The sequence below is a fragment of the Peribacillus sp. FSL K6-5616 genome (assembly GCF_038008245.1).
Lineage (GTDB): Bacteria > Bacillota > Bacilli > Bacillales > DSM-1321 > Peribacillus > Peribacillus frigoritolerans.
This window is the reverse complement of sequence record NZ_JBBOYT010000001.1, coordinates 227,440-243,897: the sequence shown is the minus strand read 5'-3', so window position 1 is coordinate 243,897 and position 16,458 is coordinate 227,440. Positions and strand designations below refer to the sequence as shown.

At 37.4% G+C, this 16,458-nt stretch carries 5 protein-coding genes; all 5 read right to left on the bottom strand.

Going from position 1 to position 16,458, the window contains the following annotated elements; all coding sequences use genetic code 11:
• Window positions 1-27 precede the first annotated feature (27 nt).
• The 5 genes from MHB45_RS01090 to MHB45_RS01070 all read right to left on the bottom strand — a co-directional run bounded on the left by MHB45_RS01090 (window position 28) and on the right by MHB45_RS01070 (window position 16,450).
• Window positions 28-759, bottom strand: a complete 732-nt coding sequence (locus tag MHB45_RS01090; protein ID WP_072272398.1) for a thioesterase II family protein — start codon at window positions 757-759, stop codon at window positions 28-30.
• A gap of 20 nt (window positions 760-779) precedes the next feature.
• Window positions 780-3,683, bottom strand: a complete 2,904-nt coding sequence (locus tag MHB45_RS01085; RefSeq protein WP_072272397.1) for a non-ribosomal peptide synthetase — start codon at window positions 3,681-3,683, stop codon at window positions 780-782.
• Window positions 3,680-11,359 carry an amino acid adenylation domain-containing protein gene (locus MHB45_RS01080; RefSeq protein ID WP_340907211.1) on the bottom strand — a complete coding sequence of 2,560 codons (7,680 nt, stop codon included), beginning with the start codon at window positions 11,357-11,359 and terminating at the stop codon, window positions 3,680-3,682. The genes MHB45_RS01085 and MHB45_RS01080 overlap by 4 nt, the downstream gene beginning before the upstream one ends.
• A gap of 79 nt (window positions 11,360-11,438) precedes the next feature.
• Window positions 11,439-16,157 carry a non-ribosomal peptide synthetase gene (locus tag MHB45_RS01075; RefSeq protein ID WP_253349037.1) on the bottom strand — a complete coding sequence of 1,573 codons (4,719 nt, stop codon included), beginning with the start codon at window positions 16,155-16,157 and terminating at the stop codon, window positions 11,439-11,441.
• Window positions 16,158-16,183: 26 nt separating this feature from the next.
• A complete protein-coding gene (locus MHB45_RS01070) occupies window positions 16,184-16,450 on the bottom strand; it encodes a phosphopantetheine-binding protein (protein WP_048679062.1) in 267 nt (88 codons plus the stop codon).
• Between the last annotated feature and the right edge of the window lie 8 nt (window positions 16,451-16,458).

Below are 16,458 nucleotides of genomic sequence, written 5' to 3'. Positions count from 1 at the left end.
TTTTGGTGCAAGGGGCAGTCCGCTACCTTAAATCAGAACTCCACAACGACTATTGAGTTCATACTCTTGAATGATTTTTAAAACGATATCCTGGTTTTGCTTTATATAGAAATGATCACCCTTTAATATATGCAATCCTTCAATATGTTCAATGTATTCATTCCAGCTTTCGATACTTTCCTTCGTCACGGTATCATTCGATCCCAATAGCAAAACGGCCTTGTTTCCCACCTTTTTCTCGCGTTTTTTTTCATGGTGATAGTTGGCTAATACATTCAAGTCGGACTGGATTATCGGAAGGAATATATTCATGAAATCTTCCGTTTCCAGGAGTTCCTTGTTTGTTCCCCCGATTTTTTCAAGCGATTGTTTTAAATGTTTTGTATTAGAGCAATCGATTTGATCTACTTTATATTTTGGGGACGACTTACTTGAAATGAATAAATGTTCAATTATATTATCATCTCTCTCTTCTAATTTTGCCGCAATTTCATAGGCTACGATCGCACCCATGCTATGTCCAAACAAAGAGATGTTTTTTAGTGAATTCATTTGATGTTTCGTTTCCATTTCCTTCAATAATATATCCGTCAAATCCGTCATATGTTCACATAATGGTTCACTATATTTACTGCCATGTCCAGGGTATTCCAGCGGGATTACCTCTATCACATCATCATCAAATTTCCATTCTCTATAAAAAGATGCACTTCCCCCCGCATAAGGGAAACAAAAAAGTGTTTTCTTCAGTCCTTCCATCCCCCTTCTCTTACGATCCATTATTTCAATATGTACTTCATAAAGCTTTCAACATACCTTGAATCGATTTCCGGCATTTTCATTGATAGCAGTTCCATTTCCTTCTTGGTTTTTGATTGCAGGATTTCCGACTCTTTTAATTTTGTTGATTCATCTATTAACTGGGACAAAGCACTTAATGAATGAATCTCGTTAGATTGTGTCTTTTCTTTTAAAGATTGTAACCACTCTTCCAAATCCATATTGGAGTAAGGTATTTCATTCTTTTCGAAGAACGAGGTCACGAAGTCACTTGAAACTCTCTGATCATTGAACATATGATAGATCCCGAGCTTCTGATTCTCTTTCAATCTTGATATTTTGTAAATAAACTCACTTACAAAATCGACTGGCATCAATTCAAAATGAATTTCCTCTTTAAATGGCAATATCCTTTGTTCAATAAATGATTCAAAAACCTTGTACAACATATCCTTCTCGTTCCAAACCCCATTTGAATTAGATGAAATCCTGCCTAATCGGAAAATATCGATTGTCAGTCCGAGTTCCCTTGCTTGAAGAAGCAATTTCTCTGCAACCCATTTGGACTGGCTGTACCCGATCATTAAATCGGGGGAGTAAACCAATTCGTCTTCCTCGTCCCATTTCCTTTCTCCGGTCAAGACAGAAAGCGTTGATGCATAATAAATGTTTTTCCGATTGCATGATGAAGCAAAATTAATGACTTCCACTACACCATCCACATTCGATATTTTTGATTTGCTATACGGCTCGAAGAAATTCGTTTCAGCACCGACATGATACACATGAGAAACATCATTGCTTAATTTCTCATATGTCACATCATCCAGACCGAATTGATGTTTACTAAGATCCCCTTCAATTACAACGATTCGACTTACGAATTCATCCTGCCAAAGACCATATTTCATTAAAGTATCTTTCAATCTATTTCTTGAAGGAAATCTAACCAAACAATAGATTTTGACATCTTCCAATTCCAGTAATAATTTGTTTAATAGATGTGCTCCCAAAAAACCTGTTCCACCTGTAATCATCATATTTTTTTCAATTTGAACTGGTTTAGCGGATATTTCCCTTATTTTCTCCATTAATTCTCGATTGAGCATGGAATCCTTCTCCATCATTGCTTCCATGCTGCAAGAATAATCGACTTCAAGTGCCTCAACAAATTTATTCACTGTATTATTTTCCAATAAGATTTGTAAAGTGGCGTCAGGAAGTACAGTTTCCTTCATTACATAGACCAGTTTGGTAGCTAAAATGGAATGGCCTCCATGTTCAAAGAAGTTGTCGTCCAATCCTAGACTTTGATTTCCCAATACATTTCTCCAAATCTCCAAAACTTCTTTTTTCTTTCCAGTTTCCTGATTGGCTAAGGAAGTTTTATTTTGCACGATCTCCATTTCCAATAATTTCTCTTTATCGACTTTGCCGTTGGCATTTAGCGGGAAATCATCCACTCTGACAAAAAAGTGGGGAATCATATATTTCGGCAATTCATTGTTCAGATAATCTTTAATATCCTTTTCAGCGTTTTCCGCTTTTTCATCTTCATGTTTGTAATAAGCGATCACATAATTTTCATCATTGATGTTTTTAACAGCAACTACTGAACTTTCAACCTTCATGTATTGATCAAGCTTGTCTTGAATTTCATTCAGTTCAATTCTAAAACCGCGAATTTTCACTTGACTGTCTTTTCGACCTTTATACAGGATCTCACCATTTTGTAACCGGATGCCATGATCACCTGTTTTATACCACTTCATCTGATTCAAATCATCCATGATCAAAGCTTGTTCCGTTAATTGCGGCTGATTTAAATAGCCTCTCATGACCCCTTGACCGCCAATGTAGATTTCGCCTATTTCCCCATCTGCTACCTCGACTAGTCCTTCAGATAAAATCTTGATTTCTACATTGCTCAATGGTTTTCCAATGGGAATAACATCTGCATCTTTGTCTTCGACCTCATGACAAATGGCAAAAGTTGTGCATTCAGTTGGTCCATACCCATTAATCAAGGAGAAGTGACCGATTGTTTGCTTCAATCTTCTCACATGGGAAACCGAGATTTTATCTCCGCCAACCACAATTTTCTTTAATCCTTCAAAAATCATAGGATCCTCATCTACCATTGCATTGAAAAGACCTGTCGTAAAAAAAGCTACATCCACCTTTCCAATGGATATCGCTTCTTTCCAATCATCAAAAGAAGTGAACTCATTCGGCATCAAGAATAAAGTCGCTCCATTCAATAAAGCTCCCCATATCTCAAAGGTTGCGGCGTCAAAACATGGGTTGGAAAATTGAGCCACTCTATTATTTTCGTTTATTTCAAGTATTTCAGAGTTCAATACTAAATTGACTACACTTTTATGCTCTATCATTACACCTTTTGGATTTCCGGTCGTTCCTGATGTATAGATGACATATGCGAGACCATTCTCCGAGGAACGGTTCACGGGAATATGCCCATCCCTGCTTAGTTCATTCATCTCAAATGGAATTGGTTCAATATCCAATTCTCTGAGCTTCCCTCCTTTACCATTAAACGATAAGAAGAACTTCATATCCGTATCTGCAAGCATATATTCCAATCTTTTTAATGGGTAATTTTCGTCGATTGGAACATAGCAACAGCCTGACTTTATTATGGCAAGCATCCCTATGATCAGTTCAATGGACCTTTTGCTTGGAATACCGATCATTGTTTCTTCTTGAATCCCCAGATCAATGATCCTTTTGGCAAGGCTATCTGAAAGCATGTCTAATTCTTTATAAGTAATTTGACGTGCATTTTCGCAAAGTGCCGCTTTTGATTGATTATCTTCCACGATTTTTTTAAAAGCTTCAGTTATTGACATCAATTTATTCGTCGTCATGGATTTACTTATCATCGGGCCCCAACTTTCAAGTGATTTATTAATTTTCCAATAGATGGAAGCGTTTCATTTTCTGTTAGTTTTAAGAATATTTCCTGCATGGAATCCATAAAACGTAAAATTTCATTTTCGGAGAATTTACTGTCTTTATAAATGATTTTATAATGCAACTTGGATTGCACTACAGCTGCAGAGAATGTAAGATCAAAATTGGTCGATTCACTTCCGACTGAATTTTCGATCATGATTCGCGAATCCTCTGCCAGTTCTGTGCTCGGATAATTTTCGAATACAAATATATGTTGGAACAATTCCTTATCCCATGGAATTTCAGCGTATCGCTTTATATCCGTAAGTGAACTGAACTCATACTCTCTCATTTGTAATTGCTTGTTTTGAATCGCAGTAAGATAGGATTGCAAATCATCTTCCCAATCGATTTTCAACGAGAATGGCAGAGTATTGATCAATAAGCCTACAGCTGTTTCAATATGCGGAATGCTGAGGTTCCTTCCTGAGCTTGTCACCCCATAGCAAACTGAGTCGCTCTCACTGAGGCACGATAGAACGATGTTCCAAATCCCTTGAACAACGGTATTGATTGTCTTTCTATGCCGCTTGGATAATTCTATTAATCTTTCGGTAAGCTCTTCAGGCAGGCTATATTCAATGACTTTATCCGATGTAAAAGCTTCCTTATCCGTTTTCTTACCTACTAGTGCTTTTACTTGTTCGAAATCCCTCAATTCTTCATTCCAAAAAGCTGCTTCATCCTGTTTATTCATATTCCTGACATGATTCATGACTTGTTTATAGGCAATCTTATGTTCATCACTGTCTTTTACCAAATTGGATGGGTTTCGATAATTATCCAAAAAATGATTAATGACGATTTGCAGGCTCCAGCCATCCATTAAAGCATGATGATGTGTCCATATGAACTTATAGCGATGATCCGATAGCTGGATCAAGGTGATGTTCATGAGCGGACCATTCTCTAAATCCATTTGTCTGTTTTTACTATGCTCTAAAAGATTTTCTATCTTGGATGCCGATTCGTCTTCACTAAACATCGTTAGATCCACATGATTAAACACATAATAAATGTCATTAAGTATGATTTGGTAACGGTCCCCCAATTGATTGCGCCTGAAAACGGATCTAAGAACGTCGTATTTTCTACAGGTTTCATTCCAGGCTTCTTCCAATTCGTCCAAGTCCAGATCACCTATTAAATCAATGGACAGCTGTGAAATATATTCAGGACTTTGAGTTACTTCACTATGGAATAACATCCCTTCTTGAAGTGATGTCACGGGGTAAATCTCTTCAATGTTATTAAACTTTTTAATGAAATGGGTGATCGTACTTCCATCGACTATCTTCTGAGCTTGAAAATCCGTTTCCACAATGGAGTCATTCAAATCTGCGCTTCCACTTAAAATTTTATTTAAGTGTACTTCAACTTCTTTACATATCATTTGGTAGTTTTCATTGTTGCTATCGCCAATTATATTCAGCATGAGTCTATTGTTTACGATGCTGGCGACAAAATTGAGCTTATATGGAAATGTATAGTCCAAATCGATATTGCTGCTATTGGTTTGTTCCATATCACCAGTGTTATTAAATTGACCTAGATAGTTGTAACTCACAAGGCTGTCTGGATAGTTATGATTCCGAGCGAAAATATACTTTAGGATTCCAAAGTCAAACCCTTTGTTTGGCACACTTCTTAATATGTTTTTTGTATTTCTCAAGGTTGAGCCCAAAGACGGCATTCCTTTAATCCTTACTGGATAAATGGAGGTGAACCACCCTACTGTCCTTGATAGATCAATATCATCTTCAATATCCTCTCTGCCATGACCTTCTAAATCGAGCCAAAATTCATCAATTCCCATTATATTGGAAACTACATGGGCAATAACGGATAATAGAACCTCATCAATCGTCGTTTTATGTTTTCTTAAAGTGTTTTTAATGAGGTTTTGTGTTGGGTCCTCATCCACTTGTATTTTGTACATGTTTTCAAAATCACATGTTTCTCCTAAGCTATGCGTCAGCGGAGAAACTGGAATATTCATTTCCTTTTCCCAATATTGAACGGCATCTTCCGGTAGGCCAGTGTTCTGATACTCGTTCAGTTTCTCGGACCATTGTTTATAAGAAGTCGTTTTTAAAGGCAGTGATGGTTCTTGTCCATTCTTTATCTGTTGATAGCATCTTTCGAAATGATCAAGAAGTATCCTCCACGAAACACCATCAACCACAAGGTGATGAATCACCCAAAAAATCCTTATGTCCTTTTGATCCCTGAATAGAAGGAACTTCATCATGGGGCCATTGTGTATGTTTAAACTTTGTTGGGCGTTTTCTTCCAGCTCCTTAATTACTTTCAGAGTTTTTTCATCTGTAAAACTGGAAACTTGATACTCATGAAAACCGCATGCCGTATCAGCATTTGAAATATTGCCAATATATGAATCACCATGTTTTTCAAATAATGTCCTTAATATGTCGTGGTGATCAATTAATTTCATGATGATTTGTTTATATTGTTCGGTCGCCAATGCATGATCCTTCATCAAAACGACTGACTGATTCCAATGATGGATATTGTCATGATTTTCATTAAAAAACCAAGATTGAATAGGCGTCAACGGTACATAACCTGATATTTTTTCTTGGACCACTTGTTTTTGTTTCAGATCATTTACAACATTCCCTAGCTCACGGACCGTTTGGTATTCAAATAAATCTTTAGGCGTTATAAATAGATCTTTTTCTTTTGCAGCCGAGCATATTTGAATGCTGATGATTGAATCACCGCCACATTCAAAGAAGTTATCTTCCGGTCCTATAGTAGGATCGTTTAATACATCTCTCCATATTGTCAGAAGCTCTGTTTCAGTTTTGGACAGCTCTTGCACATCCGGCACTTTTTTCTTCCTCTCATCCAACTGTTCCGTCCATTTCGGCAGGGATTTCCGATCAACTTTTCCATTCGGCGTCAAAGGGAATTTATCCAGTTGCATAAAATGAGCAGGAATCATGAAAGCAGGCAGTGTTTCTTTCAGTCTTCTTCTGATTGAATCCACCGAAACCTCATCATTCACCGTATAATAAGCAATTAGCCTCTTATTCTCAAATCCATCTTCCATTGCCGTTACATAACTATCTTTGATTTCTGCTAGTTTTCGTAATGAAACATTAACCTCCGATAGTTCAACTCGGTATCCTCTTATTTTCACTTGGTCGTCCGCTCTGCCTATATAAACTAATTCCCCAGCTTTATTATGCTTAACTAAATCCCCGGTTCTGTATACTTTTTCAGCAGGGTTGAATGGATTGGATATGAATCTTTCATTTGTCAGGCTCTCATTATTCAGATATCCGCTCGCTAACCCAATTCCTCCGACATAAAGTTCACCAACCGCTCCTGCCGGCACTAGTTTCCGGTTTTCATCCAGCACAAATGCAACAGTGTTAGTCAGTGGCTTCCCAATTGAAACAACGAATTCATCTGTAGCATCCTCATTCGGGGGAAACATTTTAAAACTTGTACACACCGAATATTCAGTAGGCCCGTAGCCATTGAAAAACGATATATGCTTAAACTTCGAAACGAGCTCAACTGGACATTCAGAGCCTGCAGATCCCAACACTTTAAGCGTGCTCAAATCATTGATTGGCAGTTCCTTCAACACAGCAGGCGGTAAAATAATATGAGAAATTCCTTCACGCTTAATTTGTTCAACAAGTTTACTCATGTCAAATTGATTTTCTTTATCTACGCTTATATGCAGCTCGGCACCGAACAATAGTGTGCTGAAAATCTCTATGACGGATGAATCAAAATTAAACGTAGCGAATTGCAGCACTTTAGCTGATGTATCTAAACACATCATTTTATTTTGGTTATGAACCAAGTTAATGATTCCCCTATGTTCCAACATGACTCCTTTTGGCCTGCCTGTCGTTCCAGAGGTATAAATGACATATGCTAAGTCCCGCTGATCTGCAATGTGAAGATTCTCTGTCATTGACAAATCCGATTCATTTTCAATATTTTCAAAATATATTATTTTGGATGGGTCAATCAAACCATTCTTTCCGAGTTCTTTGTGACTCAAGCAATAGGAAATGGACGAATCTTCAACCATGTAGCTTAATCGTTCATTAGGATAATGAGGATCCAATGGAACATACGCAGCACCTGCTTTAATTACTGCCAACATCCCTGTCACCATATCAATTGATCGATTCACATAAATTCCGATTCTTTCTTCTTTAGCAATCCCTTTGCTTAGTAAATAGTGTGAAAGCCGATTGCTCTTATCATTCAATTCGCGATATGTAATGGTTTCGGAACCATCAACAATGGCTACCTTATCAGGAAATCGCTCGACAATTTTATGGAAGGCTTGTGGGATTGTGTCATTGATCCCCTCAAAGCGAATGGTTTCTCCCTGCCATTCTTCCAATAATAATTTCTCCTGCTTCTTACTCACGACGGATACCTTGTCAATGGATTGTTCAGGCAGATAAGTAATCTTCCTGATCCACTCCAGGAAATTTTCAGCTAATGATTGAATGGTTTGTTCATTGAAGATCCCTGAATTATACTCGAAGGCGAATAATAGCTTATCTTCATATTCTTCTGCAGCTAAACTCAAATCGAATTTTGCTGCCTTTGATTTTATTACTTCAGGCGTTATCTTTATGTATTCACTTTCCAATGCAGCTTTGGCATTATTTTGTAAAATGAAGACGGTTTGAAATAAAGAAGTGCTTGCTAAATTTCTTTCAGGGTTAATGACTTCAACGATTTTCTCCAATGTCATTTGCTGATGATCATAGATATCGATGATATGGCCTGTATTTCTTTGAAGTATCTCTTCAAATGTTTCCTCATGTCCCAGCTTTAATCTAAAGGGCAGTGTATTGACAAAATAACCTATCGATTTTTCTGTCCCTTCAATCATTCTATTCGCCAAAGGACTTCCAACGATGATATCGTTCTGACCTGTATATTTTGCTAGGAAAGACTGGTACATCGTTAGCAGTGTCATGAATAATGTCGAGTTTTTTTCCAGGGACATCCGCTTTAAACCCTGGAACTCTTCCCTCGTTAGTTCCACTATAAAACTACTGCCATCGTTGCGATTTTCTTTTGAACGTATCTTATCTAAAGGAAGCTCCAATTTAGGTAATTCCCCAGCTAAGTTTGTTTCCCAAAATAGCGATTCTTCTTTCATGTTATTTTCCAACCAGTTTTTCTGCTCTAATGCAAAATCCTTATATTGTTTAAAGTCTTTTCCAAGGATAAGTTCGTTTTCATTTACTTCACTGTCATAAAACGATAACCATTCATCTAAAAATATACTCACTGACCATCCGTCAAAAACGAAATGGTGGAGATTCACAAATAAAACAAAATCCTTTTCACTCAATTTAACAAGTTTCACTGTCAGGAGAGGACCTTTTTCAATTTCAAAGATTTCCGATTGGACATCGTCTTCAATTTGCAGCATACGAGTCTTTTGCTGTTCGGGCTTTAACGCAGAGAGATCGATTTCATCTATTTTAATGTATAAATCTTCCCTGATTTCCTGATAGCCTTTACCAGCGTTTTCACGGACGGTGGTCCTCAAAATCTCATGTCTAGTAACGACATGATTTAAGGCTTTTTCCAGCATTGAAGTATCCACTGCTCCAATCATTTTATATTTCTGAGGGATATTATAATTGGCTGTCTTACCGTTGAGTTTTTCGTAGAACCATAAGGCCTCTTGGTTACTGGATAAAACATGATTTTCTTGTTGCGCTTCTATGTGCTCCATGTCATGATCTGAAATTTCATTAATGATGAAGTCCGTCAACGAATCGATTGTTGAATTTTGAAAAATATCTTTCAAAGTTAGAATTTGATTATATTCTTTGTTTAATTTCGTCAATAATTTCATAGCTAAAATCGAGTGTCCGCCCATTTCAAAAAAATCGGCATCTTTATCGATTTGACTTGTTGATAAGACTTCCAAAAATGTCTTTTCCACGAAAGATGAAACGACCTGCGTTTCATTTCCCGGAGGTGTACTCATTTCCGGAAAGATCTTATGATTTAGCATTTTCAATGTAGGATTTTCAAACAAATCAGCTAATTTCATATTCGCATCAAGTCTTTTATTTATTTTAGACACCATTTTCATGGCTGTTATCGAATGCCCGCCCAATTGAAAGAAATCACCATTAATATCGCTGTTCAAGAAAAACTCTTGCCATATTTCTTTAAGTTCTTGATTAACCGATGTGGATGTGACCGAATGGCCATCAGCTGCTTGATCGTCTTTACTCACATTATTTTTTAGTTTTGAAAAATCAATATCCACATATATTTCATCAATTTGCTGAGCTTCAGTAATTTGATGGGCAACCTGCATGAAGGCTGATTGGATATCATATACTAGCGAACGCTGTAAGAAGCACGTATTAAAATACAATTTGCATGTTATCGTTTCTTTATTATCCTGGGCTTGTAACGATAATGGAAAGCTATGTGACTCTTTTCCGCCTTCGACCTCCCAGTTAATGCTAAAGCCTTCATCTTTCGCTTCCGGATAATTTTCATAAACAAATAAAGTTTGGAAAATCGGATCTTCCTTCTTTAATTTCGTATGCTTTTTGATATCCACTAAAGAAATTTGGGAGTAATCCAGCATATTGTTCAATGTTTCCTGGAATCGTTTCAGTAAATCGGTAACGCTATCTGTATCGTTTATATCAGCTATCATAGGAATCGTATTAATGAGCATCCCAACGATTTCTTCCGATTTGAATAAGTTGTTCGACCTGCCAGAGCTAACGATTCCAAAGACGATTCGATTTTGATTGGACATTTCCTTTAGGACGATTGACCAAATTAACTGCAGCAATACATTAAGCGTTACATGGTTTTTAGCGGCAAACTCTCTTAAAAGCTTACTTTGTGTTTTATCCAGCTCCCAGAAGAGATCATTGTCCTGGTGGTTTTCCTTCACATGTTTCATGACGGGAAATGTGATCGTCGGCTGCTCAATATCCTTTGCAAGCTCTTTCCAAAAACGATTTAAATCTTCCGCATCTGTTTTATTCATATACCGGATAAAATCTCCATATTGCTTTGGCTTTTCAATAAGTCCTTTGGAGTCTTTTCCTACAATTCGGCTGTAAATAACAAAGAGTTCATCGATGACTATGCTGGTACTCCAGCCATCCAAAATTATATGGTGATGAGTCCAAATCAAGATAAACTGATTTTCTTCAATTTTCACTACCTGGAGTTTCATCAAATTGGAGTTATTCACATCCATCTCCTGGGATTCGGAAGTCACTCTTTGAATTTCATTTAATTGTTCATGTTCACTCAACTCTGTCAGATCGATCATTTCCGGTTGATAATCCATTGTATTGAAGACAACCTGAACATTATTTTCAATATTTTTAGAGATGACCTTCATTCTTAATGCCTCATGTCGTTCTACAACCTGACTCCACGCCTCGAACAATGCATTCACTTCAAGAGCGCCCGTTATCCTGATTCGCATTTGAGAAATGTAAAGGTTCTCTGCTGTATTGTTCATTTCCAGTTCATAAAGGATTCCTTCTTGAAGCGGAGTTAATGAGTAGATATTCTGAATAGATTTCTCCAATTTTGCGCCTCCCGATTCCATTATCTTCGTGTCATCCATACCCGCAGACCACAATCATTCTATTAAACCAATAATCACTTTATTTGTTAGAATTCAATATATGAAACAAATCTTCCTCAGTGAGCATCGCATCCGGGAAATCACTTTCTATTAAAGAACCTTGGTCAAATTCAGTTCCCTTGATTTCCATGACAACATCACCAATAGCTTCCATTATTAGATTCATCTTTTCTTCGGCTAATTTTGAAATTATTTTTATGATTAGTTTTCCATCCTGGATAAATGACAGGAAATGCAGTTTTGGTTTATTTTCAAACTCACCAAAGTCCCTGCTATTGGATGATTCAAATTGAGAATCCAATCTTCCTAAGTAATTAAAAGTAACGTAGATATCCGGCTCCTGAATGACCCCAGGTCGTAAATACTTGATGACGCCATAATCAAAACCTTTATTTGGGATTTCCCTTATAGCATTCTTCGTGTTTTTTAAAGTATCGTCAAACGTCCCATCTGAATGCAGCAATATTGGATACATCGCAGTAAACCAGCCAACGGTCCTAGTAACATCGATTGTTTCATCCACCATTTCCCTGCCATGCCCTTCTACTTCCAACCAGAAGTTCTTCACTTCGAAAGATTGTTTCAAACCCTTTGCGATTAATGACAACAATACTTCCTCCACAGTCGCTTTTGATTGCTTTGATAATTCCTGGATCAAGAATTCAGTTTCTTCCTCACTGAATGATTTCTCCATCGTTCTTTCTTCTTTAGCTATAAAGTCTTCCGCTATCTTAAAATCCGTTATTTCACTTTTTGTTTTTTGTTCCCAATAACGGAGTGTTTCAGGGTCCATCAACGATTCATTGTATTTCTTCAAGAAGTTTGACCAGTCTTTGAATGATGACGTTTTATGAGCAAGCCTTCCTGTTTGATTGTTTAATGCCTGATCATGGAGAGTATTGAAATCCTCAAGTAAAATCCTCCAGGAAACGGCATCAATCAATAAATGATGGATTACCCAAAAGAAGCGATACTTGTTCGGTTGTTCTTTTAAAACAAGCATTTTCATGATCGGTCCATTACTTATGTCCAATGAACCTTGAGCCTTACTTTCCCATTCATCTCTCACCCATATTCGCGTTTCCTCATCCAAATGATGTATATCCTTATAGACTAACTCCCATGTTTTGTGTTCGGAGTCTATATTCCCGATATATTTATTGTCACGTTTTTCAAATAGGGTTAACAATCCATCATGATGTTCCACGATATGTGATAGGATTTTTTCAATATCCTCCATTTGAGCACAGGAATCTTTACTAAAAACAATGGACTGGTTCCAATGATTGATGAAAGCAGTGTGCTCCGCAAAGAACCATTCTTGGATGGGGGTCAGTTCCACATTCCCTCTAGTGGCTATAGGTTGAATCATGACCTTATTTTCAGTTTTCGCTATCGCTGCCAGCTCTGCTACCGTTTGATTTTCAAAAATTGATTTTGGACTGATGATTATACTTTCCTGCCTTGCTAGTGAACATATTTGAATGCTCTGAATGGAATCGCCGCCAAGTTCAAAAAAGCTATCTCGGATACTTATGTCATCCAATCCTAAGACACTTTTGAATATTTGAAGAAGCACTTTCTCATTGAACGTCTCAGGTTCTTCCATTGTATTGCTTCTGGTTACGGGTACCGGAAGAAGTGCTGAATCAATTTTCCCATTTGCATTTAACGGAAATTTGTCCACTTGCATAAAGAATGAAGGAATCATGTAACTTGGTAATCTCTCTTTTAAAAATGCTTTTAAGTGATCGTAATCTACTTGTTGCTTGGATGTGAAATAAGCGATTATTTGTTTATTTAAGTTGGGCTGATCCTGAACCTTAATGAATGAGTCACTTACTTGCGGATAAGCATTGAGGTTGACCGAAATCTCATCCACTTCGACACGGAAACCTCTGATTTTCACTTGATTATCTTTACGCCCCAGAAAAATCAACTCACCATCGCTCGTGAATTTTGCAAGGTCACCGCTGCGATACAAACGCTTTCCAGGTTTAAAAGGATGTTGAATGAACTTTTCTTTTGTTAAAGCATCATTATTCACATATCCAACAGCTAATCCTTCACCACCAATATATATTTCCCCTGCAGCACCGATTGGTACGAGTCTTTGCTCAGGATTTAATAAATAGACGTCAGTATTCAGGATGGGTTTGCCTATCGAAACTTTATTATTGGTAGTCTCATTGTTTTCATACGCTTTAAACATTTCAATCGTGGTCCATACTGAATATTCCGTTGGACCGTAGGCATTATAAAAATTTATATTTTGATAGCGATCCAGCAAGGTTATTGGACATTCAGACCCGGCTGAACCGACGAATTTCACATGGGATCCCTCTATATTGAGCTCTTGTAATACTGCGGGCGGCAATACTAGATGCGTTAACTTTTCACTTTTGATTTGATTTTCCAATGCGAGTAAATCAAACATTTCCTCCTTATTATTCCCGATATGCAGCTCTGCACCATTTAATAAGCTTCCAAAAATCTCATATATAGAAGCGTCAAAATTAAAAGTCGCAAATTGTAATACCTTTGAGGTCTCATCAAGTTGTAAGTACTTGTTTTGACTTATTATTAAATTCACTACGCCTCTATGGGATAACATGACACCTTTAGGTTTTCCTGTCGTCCCCGAAGTATAGATTATGTAAGCCAGATCGGAAGGTGCAATAGATTCGTTACAGCACTCGGTAGCCATGTAATGTACGGATTCAAGATCAATCACCTTAGCTATTTTTTTAATGGCAGGAGCCTCAACTTGATTCGTAATGCATACATCCATTTTCGAATCATTGACGATATAGTCCAATCTTTCAGCCGGCAGCATAGGATCCAGCGGAACGTATGCACACCCGGCTTTAATGACTCCCAACATGCCGATTACCATATCAATCGACCTGTTTACATGCAGGCCTACCTTATTAGAACCGTTTTCGGTATGTTTTCTAACCAATTTCGCTATCACATTCGACCTTTGATCTAATTCCGAATAAGTAATGGCCTGACCATTATCAGCAACGGCTAATTTGTTTGAATGCTTCTTGACGATTCTTTTGAATATGGAGGTGATCGTCTCATTTTGATGTGCATCCGAAACCTCACCTTGCCACTCAAATAACAAATGATTCATTTGATTGTCATCTAAATACTCCAAATGACAGATAGGTATATCCGCATTTCTGCAAATTTGGAATAACCATTTTTCGAAACTCAGCATGAGTCTTTCAATTGTTTCCCGTCTGAAAAGTTCATCGGAATACTCGAATTCCAGGATTAAGTCATGTGAACCCTTCACCTTTATAGTCAGGTCATAATTTGAATAGGGAATTTCGAATTTGTCTTGTTCAAGAGTGAAGAATGCGTTGCTAAAGTTCCCCTCAAAGCTTTCTTCCATTGCCAAAGCTGTTTGGAACAGTGGGGAATGACTGAGATCCCTGTCTGGATTAATGATTTCAACGATTTTTTCAAATGGAAAAGCCTGATGTTCCAATACATCCAAAATCACTTTACGATTCCGGTTCAATATTTCATGAAATGATTCTGATGGATCAACGGTCAGCTTCAATGGCAGCGTATTGACAAAGCATCCAACTGTCCGGGCAAATTCTTCTTGGCCACGGTTTGCCACGGTACTCCCGACAATGATTTGATCCTTCCCGGTATACCGACTTAAAAACACTTGATAGGCAGTCATCATAAAAGCATATAAAGTCGTACCATTCTCCTTTAAAACCCTGTCAATCCATGCACGAAGTTCATTCGTTATGGCCATTTCCAGTCTTTCGCCTGAGTAAGAAGGTGATTTTGGACGTTGAAAGTCAAATGGAAGTTCTAATGCTTCTTCCTCTTGATCTAAATAACTTTCCCAAAACCTCCTTTGGCTTGGCGTACTTTCCTTGACCCACTCCTTATGCCAGACAGCATAATCTAAATATTGCATGTCCAGAGGGGGAATATCCCCAACCCTGCCTGTTTGAATTCCTTCATAAATCTCCAATAACTCTTCGAAAAAGGTGACAAACGATACTCCATCAAAAATGATATGGTGAAAATTGCATACCAAATAATGTTTTTCTTCATCAACTCGAAATAGTTTCATATTAAATAAATGATCATTTTCCAGGTCGAAGCATCTTTCCATTTCTTCAGTAAGATGGGAGGTGACCATTATATCGCTGACTTCGGGATCTAATCCCCGGCAGTCTTCATAGGCAATCATGTTTCGGCTTTTTTTTGATAAGAATTGAAGGATTTGATGTTCTTCTCCTTTGAAATTAGTTCGCAAAGTTTCATGGCGTTCAATCATGAAATCTAATGCCTGTTGCAGGTCATCAATGTCCACAACGCCATTTAAAATGAATTTAAATGGCATATTATAGAGCATTTTCCTTTCATCCAGGCTGTCGAACAGATACATTCTATCTTGATTATGAGAAAGCATTCCTTCACTTTTCCCACGTTTATAAGGCTTATTTACCTCGTCTTCCCTCATGTCGAGGAGCATGTCCAGAAAACTTGCCAGTTTTTCTATATTCCATTGACTTGAAATGATTTCCGGTGTTAATTGAATACCAAACTCCTGTTTTATCGAAGACAAAAACTCATCTTTTTTTTCATTTGTGCTTAGTGATTCATTCATGTCCTCTACTAGTGATAGTTTAAAAGGTTCAATAACAATTGAAATCAAGTTTAATAGCCTATCTTCCGTTTCACTGATCATCCTGTTCATAGAAAAACACCTCAATTCTTTTCCATTCAACTTAACTTATGCATATCGTCCAATTGTTTGATGAGTACTGATAGTTCCTTGATGGTGGATTGTTCGAACATCACCTTGATTGGTAATCTCACTCCCAGGTTATTCTTCACCATTTGAATAAATTGCATCGCTAAAAGGGAATTCCCCCCTAAGTCAAAGAAGTTGGAATCTGTATCTATTGTCTCTTGTTCTAAAATTTCTTTCCAAAATCCAATAAGTTTTTCCTCAATTAACCTTTCCTTCACCGCAATTGTTATCTCCATATATTTCC

Bases quoted from the DNA above. Each gene is read 5' to 3' on its own strand.
- MHB45_RS01090 (WP_072272398.1), bottom strand. From the start codon at position 759: ATGGAAGGACTGAAGAAAACACTTTTTTGTTTCCCTTATGCGGGGGGA.
- MHB45_RS01085 (WP_072272397.1), bottom strand. From the start codon at position 3,683: ATGATAAGTAAATCCATGACGACGAATAAATTGATGTCAATAACTGAA.
- MHB45_RS01075 (WP_253349037.1), bottom strand. From the start codon at position 16,157: ATGAACAGGATGATCAGTGAAACGGAAGATAGGCTATTAAACTTGATT.
- MHB45_RS01070 (WP_048679062.1), bottom strand. From the start codon at position 16,450: ATGGAGATAACAATTGCGGTGAAGGAAAGGTTAATTGAGGAAAAACTT.